The following is a 15,793-nucleotide window of genomic DNA, read 5'->3' as shown; positions in this document are numbered from 1 at the left end:
TTTTATTATCCCTTTCGACACTGCCATATTAACTTCTACAAAGTGTCAAACTAGATACTTCCCTTGCCCCTCTTTCATATAACAAACTTCCGATTTGCCTAACTGTAATTCCAGTCGTATACACATCATCAACGAGTAAAATATGTTGCCCAGAAAACATCTCTTCTCCCTGAAAATAAAAAGGATTGCTTCCTGACACCCTTTCTTTACGTGTCTTCTTACTTTGCTTTTCTGTTTCCCTTCTTCTTAATGATGGATAAGAAATTTTGACAGGTAAACAAGTTGCTAATAACTCAGCTTGATTAAAACCACGTTCAACTTCCCTTTCCTTACTAAGCGGAACAGCGATAACGGTTGAAACATTAGCAAAATACTTTTGAAATAAACTTCGAAAAGGACGATAAAAAATGCGCACTAACTCTGCATCCCCCCGAAACTTAAACTGCGCTACTATTTCTTTCATCTCATCATCATACATATATAACGAACGGTTTTTAAAAGAACGATACTCCGCCTCTTTCATCCACCTTAGACAATCTATACAAATTCCGTCTTCTTGAAATGAGGCAGGAACATATTCTAAAGGCCGCCCACACTCCATGCAAATTTCTCCTATAATATAGGAAAGTTTCTGCTCACATCTATCACATATATATTTTCTATGACACTTTACAAAAAAATTGTACCAACTAACCGTTTCTACAAAACACTCATCACAAAGTAAACAATGCATTAATCGATCAATCCTTGTTCTTTCGCATTTTTATTCATACCTTGAATATGTTTTTTCGCGTGCACCATCGCCTCTGTCTTACCATAGTGAAAATAAACGACCTCTCCATACGGTGCTTCAAAGCTCCGCCCTGCTCGGCCCGCAATTTGTACGAGTGCACTTTCTGAGAATATTTCTTCTTCCGCCCCTAAAACCGCTACTTGCAAATTTTTTACTGTTACGCCTCGCTCTAAAATTGTCGTTGTAACTAATAATGGGATTTCTCCTTTTCTGAAAGCCGCTACTTTTTCTTTTCTACCCGGATCTTCTGCATGTACACCTTCAATTCGCTTGTTTAATGACTTTAACAACAGGCTTATCTCTTCTATATATCGCACATGGGGGACAAATAAAAAAATAGGATATTTTTTATTTAAGTACGTTTGTAACCACTGTAGTAAAACTCGAGGAATTCTTTTATGAATGAGGCTTTTTTTCCAATTCCCGCACCAACAAAATAAAGGAACTGGCAAAGGATGACGGTGATATCGTCCAGAAACAATAACACCTTTTTGTTCACCTCTTCTAAATTTTTGCTTCCACGTTTCATCTGGAGTCGCAGTTAAATAAATACGCGCCGCTCTTTCTTTCATCGCTTGTTTTACCGCGTACTGTAACATTTGATCTGCACAATATGGAAAAGCATCTATCTCATCTACAACCATGACATGAAACGCCCTATAATAACGCAATAATTGATGCGTGGTTGCAACGACTAGTACTGCATCTTTTTCTTTATCCACACTCCCTCCATATAAAGCCGCTACCTTTATATATGGAAATACTTCTTGTAATCTCGGTGCTAATTCCAGAACAACATCCGTTCTCGGCGTTGCGATACAAACTCTTTCTCCTTTTTGAAGCGCTTCGTTAATACCGTAAAACAACATCTCTGTTTTCCCAGCCCCGCATACAGCCCAAATAAAAAATGATTCTTTTCGCTTAATAGCCTCTATAACTCCTTGCGCCGCCAAATTCTGACCAGTAGACAACGTTCCGCTCCACCGTAACAAGTTTAAATTCTTTTCTCTCTTTCTTTCAGCAATCCCGCGAACAAGTACAGCACATTCACTTACCCTCCCCATCGTTATACACTTCCGGCAATATGTGCACACTTTACTGCATCTTTTACATAAAAACGACGCAAATAGCCGCTGTTCTATATTTCCACAGCGCTGACATACATATTTAGAAGCCTTCTTTTTTACACCTTGTACACACACGACCTCTCCCTTCTTTTTCAAATCATTTAATTCCCTCTGTAAATCTGAAGAAAGTTCGTCTAATAGCAACTGTTTCCCCGCTAGCATCGACAATCACCTCCAGCACTACTATAAACCCTTCTTCAAATCCCGTAAAAACTCAAAAAAGCCGATAACCTACTTATAAAATAGTAAGCTATCGACTTTATACACGTTTTTTATTCTTTTATAAATCCTAGAATCGACCGTAACCTAAGAAATGTTTTTGGTTATATGAGCTGTTGATATCACCGTATGCAATTCCTTTATCACTAGCATGAATCATTTGGCCATTACCAACGTAAATACCGATGTGAGATGGACCTGCTTTATAAGTACCTTGGAAGAATACTAAGTCTCCTGGTTGTGGGCTACCTACTTTAGAAACTGAGTTCCAGTAACCTGCAACGTCTTGACGACCTACACCAAAAATGTAAGAAATGAATCCACTACAATCAAAACCACCGTTTGATGGAGATGCACTTCCCCAAACATATGGTAAACCTAAGTAGCTTTGCGCTTTACCAATTACGCCACCCACATTTGGAGCTGGCTTTTTCTCTTCTTGTTTAGGTGCTTCTTTCTTAGGCTCTTCTTTTTTTGGTTCCTCTTTTTTAGGTTCTTCTTTTTTAGGCTCTTCTTTTTGAGCTTGTCCACCATTGTTTGCTGGTGCAGCTTGCTCTGCAGGTGCTTGTGCTGGCTGAGCTTGCGCAGCTTTAGCAGCTTGCTCTGCTTGTTTTTGAGCAGCAGCTTCTCGTGCAGCTTTTGCTTGTGCTTCTTCTTCTGCAATGCGTTGTAATTGTAACGCTTGTTTCTCAAGCTCTTTCAATTGACCTTCCGTACTTGTCATTGAAGTTACAACTGTATCCATTTTACCGCTTAAATCGTTTACCGCTGTTGCTTTTTTCTCTTTTTCAGCGTCAAGTTCTTTCTTAGCAGTTTCAATTTGAGCTTGTGCTTCTTTTAATTCTTTTTGTTTCTCTTTTACCGTTGCAACATCTTTTTTCACACTAGCTTGATCTTCTTGCTGTGTTTTCATGATATCTTCATCAGACTCAAGAATTTTAGAAACAGAAGTTAAACGATCAACTAAATCTGCAACGTTTTTAGAGTTTACAAGAACTTCTGTTACAACGTTCGTATTTGGCTGTTCTTGAAGTGCAACTAAACGCTTTCTTAATAACTCTTCACGTTTTGCAATCTTCGTTTGTAATTCTGCAATATCTTTATTTTTCTTTTCAATTAATTGCTCAGTATCAGAAACTTTTTTCGTTGTTTCATCAAGCTTTGCAGCATTCTCTTGAACAGACTTATCTAAACCTTGAATTGTTTTGTTTAAGTCATTCATTTGTTTTTGTAATTCATCACGTTCTTGTTGTTGTTTATGTAAAGTGTCATTTTGTGTATTAATTTGTGATTTCACGTCAGAAATTTTATCTTCTGCAAATACATTTGGTGTTAGCCCTGAAAACATTAACCCTGCAACTAATGCGCAAGATGCCATTTTTAGCTTTTTCATTTTATTTTTTACACCGCTTTCTTTTTTCTTTTTCCGTATATAACCTATAAAATTTATACCATAATTCGGGATTTTTTTTGCTAATGTTACGTTTTTGTAAAACAAATGTAATATTATATGTAGCTCTAGCGCAAAATTCGTATATTTTTGTATGTGTGTGTAGAAATTTATATACTTTTCTTACTTCTATAAACAAAGAAAAAACGTAAGGAATCCCTTACGTTTTATTAAATATACGAATACAAATGAAATGCTACTTCATCCATTTCTCAGCCCAATTTTGGACCTCATCCATAACACTTTCTAACGCTTTTCCCTTGTCAGTTAAGCCATACTCGATTCGAACCGGTACTTCTGGATAGACATTACGAACTACAATGCCCTCGCTTTCCAATTCCTTCAAACGCTCTGACAACATACGATCGCTCATATTTGGGATAATATCTGCGATTTCTCTAAACCGTTTCGACTCTTCAAGCAAAGATTTAATAATTAAGCCAGTCCACTTCTTACTAAGCAGAGTAAAAGCTGACTCAAACTTTGGACATAAACAAGAATTATGCTCCATATGTTTCACCTCTCTTCTATTATAATATAGTTTCTTGTAAAAAGTAAGTTATAAAACTTTCCTCATTATTTTATTTTACGTACATTTTACCATTTCCAAATATTAACTTGTCAACTAAACGTAACATACCCGTAAAAAAACCCTCTTAAAAAGAGAGCTTTTTATATCTTTATTACTTCGTATACCATCCAAGACCTAATGCACCTTCACCTAAGTGCGTACCAATTACAGCTCCAAAATAACCTGTACGAATTGTGACGTGAGGATATTTTGCTTCTAATTCTTTCTTCCATTCATTCGCTTCCTCTTCACGTTGCGCATGAATGATAACTGCTTCCATAGGTACACCTTTACTTGCTTGCTCATCAAAAATTTCAATGATACGTTTTAATGCTTTTTTACGTGTACGAATCTTTTCAAACGGAATAATGATTTTATCTCTAAAATATAAAACTGGCTTCACTTGTAACAGACTGCCGATGAAAGCTTGCGCGCTATTTAATCGACCACCACGTTGTAAATGATGTAAATCATCAACTACAAAATAGGCGTCCATCGTTTTCTTCATTTCATCAAAACGAGCAATAATCTCTTTTGGACTCTTTCCTTCACTTGCTAACCTTGCACCTTCACGCACATAAAATCCTTGTACTTCACAACTAATTTCAGAGTCATACGTGTATACATCAATACCCTCTACCATCTGTCCAGCTGTCGTTGATGTTTGATATGTACCACTAATTCCACTTGATAGGTGAATACTAATAACTGCATCATAATCTTTAGCTAGTTCTTCATATAGCTCAACAAACTTTCCGATTGCTGGTTGAGAAGTTTTTGGAAGTTCCTCTTGTTCACGTACTTTCACATAAAAATCATCTGCTGAAATTTCAGCTTCTTCTTGATAAGATTCTGTTCCAAACACAACGTTTAATGGAATCATATATATATTGAGTTCATCACGGATTTGCTTCGGTATATATGCTGTACTATCAGTAACAATAGCTATTTTCATTTTCGTACCTGCCTTATAAAAAGTTTTATTTCCTAATTTTACACGAAAACTACAAATGGTGCATCCATACAGGGAAATGCCGGTTGAAATTATACTCACCATCTCGACAAATTACAACAAAAAGATAAAATACTCACCAAAAACTTCAGCCTATTTAGAAAAAATGTTTGAATATAAAAAGGCTCGCTTTTAAAATGGAAAGTACTAGTCATGTTGATAGATAGGGGCGTATACAAGTGCTATTACAATATTTAACAATCAAAGACTACGGCGAACACGAAATCGTCATTCAAAAATCAAGATTTATTTGTTATATTAGCCGAGCAACGACCGAGGAAGAGGCTCAAGAATTTATACAAAAAATAAAAAAACAGCATTGGAATGCAACACATAATTGTTCCGCTTATTTAATTGGCGAACAAGATCATATTCAAAAAGCAAATGATGACGGCGAGCCTAGCGGTACAGCTGGCGTACCAATGCTAGAAGTACTAAAAAAACGTGGGCTAAAAGATACCGTCGTTGTCGTAACACGCTATTTTGGTGGCATTAAACTTGGCGCAGGTGGATTAATTCGTGCATATGGAAAGTGTACAAGCGAAGGCATTAATCATGTCGGTGTTGTCCAGCGAAAACTAATGCGTGTGATGCAAACCGAGATTGATTACACATTACTTGGCAAAGTAGAAAATGAATTACGTAATTCAAAATATGCCATTAAAGATATACATTATCTAGAAAATGTCACATTTGATACTTATGTAGAAGAAGACGGCAAACAAGCATTTACAAATTGGATGATTGAATTAACAAACGGGAAATGTACAATTACAGAAGGAGATATGTTGTACTTAGAACAAGATGTTATCTAAGCATAACTCTTTTATCACCTTCAAAGATTAATGTAGTGAATTACTTCCCTACAAATGAACTAACGAACTAAGGAGATTATATATGGAAGAACGTTATTATCATCTCCAAAATAGCAGAATAAAAAAGAAGCGAAGAAGGAAACTTTTCTTCTTCCTTATTTTCGCATTTTTATTTGGCAGTATAGGAGTTTATGTGTTAAATTCTTACTCTTCTCTTATGGGGATGTATAGTGGTTTTACTCGTGAAAAATCGGATTTAAGAAACAAAGATGTAGAAATTACAAAGGAACCTTTTACAATTCTCATTATGGGTATAGAAGATTATGCGACAGACGGTCAAAATGGTCGTACGGACTCATTAATGTTTGCAACAGTCAATCCGAAAACTCAAAAGATTTCACTTATGAGTATTCCTCGTGATTCTCGAGTTAAAATTGTTGGTAAAGATAAGGAAGACAAAATTAACGCTGCCCATGCTTACGGCGGAGAAGAAATGGCAATCAAAACTGTCGAAGGCTTTCTAAAAGTTCCTGTAGACCATTATCTTAAAATTGATTTCCAAGGCTTTAAAGGTATCGTTGATGCTGTCGGCGGCGTTACGGTTGACGTACCCTTCGATTTCTGGGAGCGCTCTGACGTAGATTACTACAAAAAAATTCAATTTAAGCAAGGACAGCAAAACTTAAACGGTGAAGAAGCACTTGCTTACGTCCGTATGCGAAAACAAGATCCAAATGGCGATTATGGTCGAGCTGCTAGACAAAGACAATTACTAGCCGCTGTTGCCCAAAAGTTAAACTCCACCTCTACTGTATTTAAAATTAAAGATTTAACAGCTGTCGTTGGAAAATATATAAAAACCGACATTCCTATTTCAGACGGACTTGCTCTTTACAATAAACTCTCTGGATTTGATCCTTCTACAATACAAACGTTAAAGCTTGAAGGCGAAGACAAAAAGATAGGCGGTATTTATTACTTCCTTCCAGATCCAATCAGTGTAGAAACGGTGCGTAACGAAATTGAAAAAGAATTAGGGGAAAAAGCAAAAAATCCAACTACAAAAAACAACTCAAATCATGATTCAAATTCAAGTTCTAATTCTAACGAACAAGCAAAAAAAGAAACAAACCAAAATAAAACACCAACTAATCCGCCACCTTCTACAAATGCTCATGCAGAGTGGATTATGCGCAATCAGCCGTAACAAAAAGGCCCAATCTATCCGATTGGGCCTTTTTTATTTACTTATTAAAGTGTTGTAAAATTGCTTCTACAATGCGCTCTGATGCACGACCATCACCGTAAGGGTTAGATGCTTTCGCCATCTTATCATGAGCTTCTTTATCTGATAACAACTCATCTGCAAGACCAAAGATTGTCTCTTCGTCTGTTCCTGCTAATTTCAGCGTACCTGCTTCAATACCTTCAGGGCGCTCTGTTGTATCACGAAGAACAAGAACTGGTACCCCAAGTGATGGAGCTTCTTCTTGTACACCGCCAGAATCCGTTAACATTAAGTATGAACGAGCTGCAACATTGTGGAAATCAATTACATCTAGCGGCTCAATTAAATGAATACGATTATGTTCACCTAAAATTTCATTTGCTATTTCACGAACAACAGGGTTCATATGAACAGGGTACACAACTTGTACATCTTCATGCTTATCAACAAGACGCTTAATTGCACGGAACATATTACGCATAGGTTCACCTAAGTTTTCACGACGGTGAGCTGTCATAAGTACAAGACGATCATTTCCAAGTTTCTCTAGTACAGGATGACTATATGTTTCTTTTACAGTCGTTTGCAGCGCGTCAATCGCTGTATTTCCTGTGATGAAAATACGTGACTCATCTTTATTTTCCTTCTGTAAGTTCGTTGCTGATTTTGCTGTTGGTGAGAAATGAAGATCCGCCATTACACCTGTTAATTGACGATTCATCTCTTCTGGGTATGGAGAATACTTATCCCACGTACGAAGACCCGCCTCAACATGGCCTACTGGAATTTGATTATAAAAAGCAGCTAAGCTTGCAATAAATGTTGTTGTTGTATCACCATGTACAAGTACAATATCCGGCTTCGCTTCTTTCATTACTTTATCCAAACCTTCTAAACCGCGTGTTGTAACATCAATTAAAGTTTGGCGGTCTTTCATGATATTTAAATCGAAATCTGGCGTAATTCCAAAGATATTTAATACTTGATCTAACATTTGGCGATGCTGTGCTGTTACAGTCACAATCGATTCAATTTTTTCTGGGTGTTTTTGCAACTCTAATACAAGAGGTGCCATTTTAATTGCTTCTGGACGTGTCCCGAAAATTGTCATTACTTTTAAACGTTCAGTCATGTGATTGCCTCTTTTCTTTCACTAATTACAGCTTCTATTATGACATATAAAAATATGTATGAGTACATCCCTTTTTAACGCATAACAGAAACTTTTCTATTACAAATACTTTTTCTGCCCACCGAGTAATAATCTATCTTTTGTTTCTTAACATCTTCATCAGTATAACAATTTCTCCCATCGAATAAAATAGGCTCTCTCATAAGTTGTACGTACTTTTCTAACGGGTACACTCGAATAGCTTCCCATTCTGTTACGATAAAAACCGCACTCGCATCTCTAATCGATTCATCTATACATCTACTATATTGTATAGCATCTCCAAATATATTTTTCACATATTGAATTGCTTTTGGGTCGTACAGAACAATTTCTGCACCTATATTAAGTAATGCTTCTATTATAATAAGAGATGATGCCTCTCTAATATCATCCGTATTTGGCTTAAATGACGCGCCAAGAACTGCAATCCGCTTTTTATTCATGTTCATAACTTTTTTCGCTTTTTCAATCAATAGCAGCTGTTGCTTATTATTTACTTCAATAACCGCTTTTAACAAACGAAAATCATGAGCAACATTTCCCGCAATTTGCACCAGTGCTTTCGTATCTTTCGGGAAACATGATCCCCCATATCCAATGCCCGCATTTAAAAAAGATGCACCAATTCTCTTATCCATTCCCATCCCTTTGGCAACATCCAATACATTTGCGCCTACCTTCTCACATATATTTGAAATTTCATTAATGAAACTAATCTTTGTAGCTAAAAAGGCATTCGATGCGTATTTAATCATCTCTGCACTTTTAATATCTGTAACATACGTTTCTAAGCATAATTGGCTATACAAACTCTCTACTTTTCTTGCTACTTCCTCACTATCCGCTCCAATTACAATACGATCTCCATGAAAGAAATCATAAATACCTGAACCTTCACGCAAAAACTCTGGATTCGATACGATATGTACTGTATGCCTCCCTTTTAAATTCCCCTCAATCCATCCCTTCATTACATCATTTGTACCTACTGGAACTGTACTTTTCGTAACAACAATAATATCGTTTGTCGCATATAATCCAATATCTTTACAAGCACTCTGAATATACGTTAAATCCGCCGTCCCATCTAATAAAGATGGTGTTCCAACTGCAATAAATATAAACTCTACATCATCAAATGCCTCTTCTTTATTTGATGTAAAAGTTAAAGCATTATTCTCATATGCATAATTTATTAATTCATGTAATCTAACCTCATAAATAGGTAAATCCCCTTGTTTTATCCGTTCAATTTTTTCACCATCTATATCAAAACATGTAACTGAATGCCCCAACTTTGCCAATCCTACTCCTGTAATCAATCCAACATATCCAGTACCTATTATCGTAATTTTCATTTCCTTTTCGCACAGGAATTTACAATAGAAAAGATATGAAATACAGAATTCTCCCTGTGCTTCCCCCTCTCACATTAAAAATGAGAAAACCCTTTTCCTTCTTCATTATATGAATTACTTCCCTCATTCTTTTTAAAGTTTTTGTAAAATTAAATGCACTATAATATAAAGTGAAACTTTAATCAGTGGGGCTTTTACGAGCAGTTGATCCCCACCTAACTTCTTTGCTTCGCTGAATTTTGAGGAGGGGGTCTTACTGCCCATTAATGCGGGATAAAGTGAAACTTTAATTAGTAGGAATGGGGCTACTAGTTGACGCTAGATAAATTCCCACATTTTAACATGAAACTTACTCATTTCTACGTGTAACACTTATAATACTGAACTAAAAGTATTCACTATCGAAGAAAAAAAGGAAATGTCATATTCCAAAGTCCAGTACGATTAACCTTCTCATATGATGCAACATTCTATATACAATTGTCATATATTCTATCCGCTTCCATTAACCGTAAAGAGAAAAAAAGATTGAATTCTAATCTTTTTGTGATACCATATGTTATGAGCCTGTAAATAAACATCATAATTTTCAGATAAATATATTTTCAAAAAAAAAATTACGTTAGAATATAAAGGGTGGGGTATTAATGGACTCACAAGTGATTTATGCCATTTTGGCATCTTTCATCACTGTACTCGTCGTTACTCCTTTAGTTATTAAATTAGCTTTTAAAATAGGAGCGACAGATAAGCCAAACGCACGTAAAGTGCACCAAAAGATTATGCCACGTCTTGGCGGGTTGGCAATATTTATTGGTGTAGCTGTAGGATTTGTTGTCGGCGGCTTATATGAGCAAAGAATGTTATCAATAACACTAGGTGCGATTATCATTGTAATCATCGGAATTTTAGATGATATGTACGAGTTATCTGCGAAAGTAAAATTCGGTGGACAACTGTTAGTTGCCATTATGATTGTAAAAAGTGGCTTATTAGTGCAAGTATTATATATCCCATTCCTTGGGGATACTGAACTTGGATGGCTTGCTTATCCAATTACAGTATTTTGGCTTGTAGGTATTACGAATGCAATCAACTTAATTGACGGCTTAGATGGATTATCTGCTGGTATTTCATCTATCGTACTTGCAACGCTAGCATATATGGCCTTCACTAGCCCATGGGGTACTGGAACAGCTATTATCTTGCCACTTGCATTAATTATATTAGCAAGTACAATTGGATTTTTATTCTACAACTTCCATCCAGCAAAAATTTTCATGGGAGATACAGGAGCACTATTTTTAGGATACTGTATTTCTGTTATATCGTTACTTGGATTATACAAAAGTGTAACGTTATTCAGTTTTATCGTTCCAATTATCATTTTAGGTGTACCTATATTTGATACGATATTTGCAATCATCCGTCGTATCGTAAATAAAAAACCTATTTCAGCACCAGATAAATCGCATTTACATCACCGCTTACTTGCAATGGGATTCTCTCATCGTAAAACGGTACTAATTATATACGCATTCGGTATTTTCTTTAGTGTAAATGCCATTATTTTCACTAGTGCAACGTTATGGTTATCCATTATTCTTCTTTTCGCTTTGATTTTCTTCACAGAAATCATTGCTGAAATAATCGGGCTTGTACATGAACGTTACAAACCACTTATTTCCTTTTATAAAAAAGTGAAAAAACGCGAAGACTAATTGTAGTATAGCCTTTACCATTATGAAATATTCAAATAGCATCCTTTAGGATGCTATTTTTTATTCCTTATTTTATATTTCCAAAATATAGATTGTTTGAGAGTTCCTCTATTGGAGAAAGATATACATAATAAGAAAAGTATCAAGTTTTTTTTACATCTTGATTGTCAAACTGAGGGTGAATGTTATGATTAAGCGAGTATTTCAATGTATTATTTTATTCTTAACAATTACTACGTACGCATCATCTAATACTGAAGCAACAACCGTTATTCCTGCTGAACATCATCCAAATACTGAAACAACTTCTCCTACACAAAAAATTGCGTACTTAACATTTGATGACGGTCCAAACAAATATACTACACAAATTTTAAACATCTTAAAAGAAAAGAACGGAAAAGCAACTTTCTTTGTTATTGGCGGAAAAGTGCCGCATTACAAAAAAACGATGCAACGATTAATTAAAGAAGGACATTATATCGGGCTCCATAGCATGTCACATGATGTAAAACGCCTTTACACTGGTGACCCTTCCACTTTAATTGCAGAAATGGAACAAACTCAAAGCATTGTCCAGCAAGTTACGAAATTAAATACACATCTCGTTCGCGTTCCATATGGTAGTATGCCTTACTTAAAAAAGAATTACCGTGACGCACTTGTATCAGCCCAATATAAAATGTGGGATTGGACGATCGATACTTATGACTGGAAAAGCTATGATAATCCTTCTGCCATACTCGAAAGAGTGCGTAATCAAAGTGATGAACAAGTCGAAGTTATTTTAATGCATGATTCGAGTGTGACCGTACAAATACTGCCAAAAGTAATTGATTATTTACAGTCACAAGGATACAAACTTCTTCCCTATAATCCATCTTCTCATCTCGAGGTAAATTTTTGGAAAGACACAAGATTGTAACAGCTTTAGTACTTCTAGACTAAAGCTGTTTTATTTTTCTCTTCCCACCCTTCCCATTTTTGTGTAAACTTTTAAATAGTGATGAAGTTTCGAGGTGAATGGAAATGAAACGAATAGATCTCATTTTTAATGCAATACAAGAAGGAAATTATACAGAAGGTGTAACCGCATCAGAACTCGCTACATTTCTACAACTAGATCGCGCCAATGTAAGTAGCGACTTAAACAAACTTGTAAAAGATAAACGGTTATTAAAAACAAATACGCGACCTGTTCGTTTTTACATAGAAACGAACACTTCGTTGGAAACGCATTCAAAAGACATAACTTCATTAGATACATTTGCAATTGAAAATACGAGCCTTAAAATCGCAATTGAAAAAGCGAAAGCTTCTATTCTCTACCCTCCAAACGGTATGCATACTTTACTACTGGGAGAAACAGGGGTCGGAAAGTCTATGTTTGCTTCTTTAATGCACGAATATGCAATTGAAGTTGAACAGCTTCCCAAAAATGCACCATTTATCGTCTTTAACTGTGCTGATTACGCAAACAATCCACAACTACTACTTGGACAGTTATTTGGGATTAAAAAAGGAGCTTACACAGGAGCAAGTGATCAAAAAGGGTTAATTGAAAAAGCACATGAAGGAATTCTTTTCTTAGATGAAGTACATCGCCTACCTCCAGAGGGACAAGAAATGCTTTTCACCTTTATTGACCGCGGAGTGTACCGCCGCCTTGGAGAAACAGAGAACGAACGTAAAGCACAAGTATTAATCATTACTGCAACAACAGAAGAACCAAATTCCTTTTTATTAAAAACATTTACAAGACGTATACCGATGACTGTTACGCTGCCACCACTTCGTGAGCGTACACATAAAGAGCGCTTTGCTTTACTACAGCTATTTTTCACAAATGAAGCAATTCGTCTGCGAAAAGACATTCACGTTAGCCCAAATGCAATGCGTGCTTTCGTCTTTTACAATTGTCCCAATAACATTGGTCAATTAAAAACAGATGTTCAAATTGCCTGTGCGAAAGCCTATTCTGATTTGGTCACAAAGAAACGTGATTCTGTCTATGTTTCAAGTACAGATTTACCTTGGTATATGAAAGAAGGGTTGTTCATTGAAAGGAAGAGCCGTCACTTATACCAAATACCAAATGAAACATTTGTATTTACAGGTGAGGAAGGTTGGAGTAATCATAAAACAGAAGATGAAAAACGCTCTTCTATTTACGATTATATTGACTATAAATACGAAGAACTTCAAGCACGTGGTATTGAAGAGGAAGAATTAGAATTACTAATAGAAAATGATGTTCAAAGCTTTTTCGTACAATATTTTAACCAAATATCAAAAAAAACAAGCCATGAAAATGTTTTTAAAATTGTGGATCGTAATATCGTTTCCGTATGTGAAAAAATAGCGGAACTTGCTGAAAAGCATTTATCTAAGACGTTTGATGAAAAAGTATTTCTCGCTTTAAGTTTACATGTACAGACAACTCTACAACGTTTACAAAGCGGAAAACAAATACATCACCCACAATTAAATCAAATTCGTACGAAATATAAAGAAGCTTTTTCCGTAGCCATGCAATGCATTCAACTACTGGAGGAAGAATTACAAATAACAATGCCTATTGATGAAGCTGGCTTTTTAACAATGTTCTTCGTTGTTGATCCAATTCCTGCCTCACAAACAGAAGTAAAAGTATTAATATTAGCACACGGTAATGGCATCGCAACTGAAATGGCAAACGTTGCAAACGAACTTCTCGGCATTGAGGAAGTAACCGGTATTGATATGCCGTTACACGAATCACCGAAAGATTTCTTGGAACGTGTGAAAGTGTATATGAAAACACTACAAAATGTAAATGGGCTTCTCTTACTTGTCGATATGGGGTCACTTGCTTATATCGGTGACATATTAGAAACGGAGTTCAAAATTCCTGTACGTGTTCTCTCGATGACGAGCACACCACATGCACTAGAAGCAGCTCGAAAAGCTCAGCTCGGTTATTCATTAGATGCGCTGTATGAAACAGTAAAAAATTTAACACCATTTTACTTAAACGTACAAGAAGAAAAGAAAAAACCTCTCTCTCCAATGAAATCTGTGATTTTAACAGCTTGTTTAACTGGTGAAGGAAGTGCTTTAGCTATTCAAAAAATGTTAGAGAACTATTTACGATTTGATAAAGACTTAATTGAAATTATTCCGATTAGTATCGTCCATGAAAAAGATTTAACGAAAATGATCGAGAACATAAAAAAAGAGCGTAACATCATTTGTATCGTCACGAATTTCGATGTGCAAGTGCCGTGCTTAACATATCATTTCCAAGACATCGTAAACTACACAGCGATTCAGCCCATTCAAGAATTAATTACGTATGAAGAAACATATGCAAAAATGGCGGATATTCTTGAACAACAAATGCAACGTAACGATGGAGCATTACTGATTAAAACAATTCGTTACGCATTAAATACAATCCAAGAATTAATTTCCTTACAGCTAACTCCTGATAGCTTAATGGGTGTTATTCTGCATATGAGCTGTATGGTTGACCGTCTCCAAAAAGGAGAAAGCCTTCTTCCTCATCCTGATAAGGAGAAAAGGAGACAAGATGAATACTGGATGTATATGAAAGTAAAAAAAGCATTGCAACCAATTGAAAATACATTTGAAATACAAATACCAGATGACGAAGTATTTTACGTTATGGACTTCTTTATTAAAAATCAACCTGTGAAAAATTAATCGAGGCAGTTTTTAAAAATATCGACCGTAACGCGAGTTATATCAGCGATTATTGAAATATATCGGCGCAACTCAGATTATATCAGCGTTTTTCAAAATATATCGATTTACCGACAATAATCGCTAAAACTAGCACCTTATATAATGAGAAAAGGCTGTTCCAACATATGGACAGCCTTTTCCTCTACTTCTTTACTTTTCTAACTCGCCCTCTTATTTCTCCTCTTTTTTGTGATTTCGTATGAACATTAACATATACATTTGCTTGAATAATTTCTTGAAGTAAATGTACAAATGATTTCCCTTGTAAAGGTCCCTCAAAATCCTCCACATTCACTACACCAGTAATACTTCCCTCGTTCAAGCTAATCCCTTGCTCCAGTGGACCATACAAATATAAAACAACAGGACCAATTTGAGTAGACTTCCCTAAATGAATTTGACACGATGTAACCTTTTCTATATTTTTTAGTATTACTCTGTAATGCAATTTCGTTAAATCATCACTAAAAATAAACTCTGCTACCCCAAAAGCTTCTGTATTTACAGGAGGCACTTCCCTCTTACCTGTTAACCTGGCAAAGAAATGTGTTGTCATAAGGCATTCTCCTTATATAAAT

The 15,793-nt window shown here is 35.7% G+C and carries 13 protein-coding genes; 5 read left to right on the top strand and 8 right to left on the bottom strand.

The window, feature by feature from the left end:
- Positions 1-28: 28 nt before the first annotated feature.
- The 5 genes from ACQRBL_RS25970 to ACQRBL_RS25950 all read right to left on the bottom strand — a co-directional run bounded on the left by ACQRBL_RS25970 (position 29) and on the right by ACQRBL_RS25950 (position 5,115).
- Positions 29-733 (bottom strand): ComF family protein, encoded by a 705-nt coding sequence (locus tag ACQRBL_RS25970; RefSeq protein WP_021036092.1) that lies wholly within the window; start codon positions 731-733, stop codon positions 29-31.
- Positions 733-2,082 (bottom strand): ATP-dependent helicase ComFA, encoded by a 1,350-nt coding sequence (comFA, locus tag ACQRBL_RS25965; protein WP_000879411.1) that lies wholly within the window; start codon positions 2,080-2,082, stop codon positions 733-735. The genes ACQRBL_RS25970 and comFA overlap by 1 nt, the downstream gene beginning before the upstream one ends.
- A gap of 127 nt (positions 2,083-2,209) precedes the next feature.
- The gene (locus tag ACQRBL_RS25960) at positions 2,210-3,637 is read right to left on the bottom strand and encodes an NlpC/P60 family protein (protein ID WP_411996227.1); all 1,428 of its coding nucleotides are present in this window, start codon (positions 3,635-3,637) and stop codon (positions 2,210-2,212) included.
- Positions 3,638-3,785: 148 nt separating this feature from the next.
- Positions 3,786-4,100, bottom strand: a complete 315-nt coding sequence (locus ACQRBL_RS25955; RefSeq protein ID WP_000400857.1) for a winged helix-turn-helix transcriptional regulator — start codon at positions 4,098-4,100, stop codon at positions 3,786-3,788.
- A gap of 172 nt (positions 4,101-4,272) precedes the next feature.
- Complete coding sequence (locus tag ACQRBL_RS25950) at positions 4,273-5,115, bottom strand: DegV family protein (protein ID WP_000684727.1); 843 nt, start codon at positions 5,113-5,115, stop codon at positions 4,273-4,275.
- A 236-nt stretch (positions 5,116-5,351) separates the two neighbouring features.
- On the opposite strand from ACQRBL_RS25950, the gene ACQRBL_RS25945 reads away from it, so the two are divergent.
- Both ACQRBL_RS25945 and ACQRBL_RS25940 read left to right on the top strand, forming a co-directional pair.
- Positions 5,352-5,987 carry a YigZ family protein gene (locus ACQRBL_RS25945; RefSeq protein WP_000926670.1) on the top strand — a complete coding sequence of 212 codons (636 nt, stop codon included), beginning with the start codon at positions 5,352-5,354 and terminating at the stop codon, positions 5,985-5,987.
- An 82-nt stretch (positions 5,988-6,069) separates the two neighbouring features.
- Positions 6,070-7,194, top strand: coding sequence for an LCP family protein (locus ACQRBL_RS25940; RefSeq protein ID WP_097961023.1), 1,125 nt, complete (start codon positions 6,070-6,072; stop codon positions 7,192-7,194).
- Between the two features lie 37 nt (positions 7,195-7,231).
- Here ACQRBL_RS25940 and wecB read toward each other — a convergent pair whose 3' ends face one another.
- Entirely contained in the window at positions 7,232-8,347 is a 1,116-nt protein-coding gene (gene wecB, locus ACQRBL_RS25935; RefSeq protein WP_000140121.1) for a non-hydrolyzing UDP-N-acetylglucosamine 2-epimerase, read from the bottom strand.
- A gap of 74 nt (positions 8,348-8,421) precedes the next feature.
- A complete protein-coding gene (locus ACQRBL_RS25930) occupies positions 8,422-9,747 on the bottom strand; it encodes a UDP-glucose dehydrogenase family protein (RefSeq protein ID WP_411996226.1) in 1,326 nt (441 codons plus the stop codon).
- A gap of 647 nt (positions 9,748-10,394) precedes the next feature.
- Between ACQRBL_RS25930 and ACQRBL_RS25925 the strand changes: the two genes are divergently transcribed.
- The 3 genes from ACQRBL_RS25925 (at position 10,395) to ACQRBL_RS25915 (ending at position 15,173) form a co-directional block, all read left to right on the top strand.
- Entirely contained in the window at positions 10,395-11,468 is a 1,074-nt protein-coding gene (locus ACQRBL_RS25925; RefSeq protein WP_023523500.1) for a glycosyltransferase family 4 protein, read from the top strand.
- Positions 11,469-11,655: 187 nt separating this feature from the next.
- Positions 11,656-12,393, top strand: a complete 738-nt coding sequence (locus ACQRBL_RS25920; RefSeq protein ID WP_065485867.1) for a polysaccharide deacetylase family protein — start codon at positions 11,656-11,658, stop codon at positions 12,391-12,393.
- A 104-nt stretch (positions 12,394-12,497) separates the two neighbouring features.
- Complete coding sequence (locus tag ACQRBL_RS25915) at positions 12,498-15,173, top strand: PRD domain-containing protein (protein ID WP_000820950.1); 2,676 nt, start codon at positions 12,498-12,500, stop codon at positions 15,171-15,173.
- A 184-nt stretch (positions 15,174-15,357) separates the two neighbouring features.
- Here ACQRBL_RS25915 and exsM read toward each other — a convergent pair whose 3' ends face one another.
- A complete protein-coding gene (exsM, locus tag ACQRBL_RS25910) occupies positions 15,358-15,771 on the bottom strand; it encodes an exosporium regulatory protein ExsM (protein WP_000207046.1) in 414 nt (137 codons plus the stop codon).
- Positions 15,772-15,793: the final 22 nt, after the last annotated feature.

Origin of the sequence: Bacillus sp. AF62 (assembly GCF_050312695.1) — a bacterium.
Classification (GTDB): Bacteria; Bacillota; Bacilli; order Bacillales; family Bacillaceae_G; genus Bacillus_A; species Bacillus_A cereus.
Note: the sequence above shows the minus strand (reverse complement) of the source record. Positions and strands in the feature narration are given on the sequence as shown.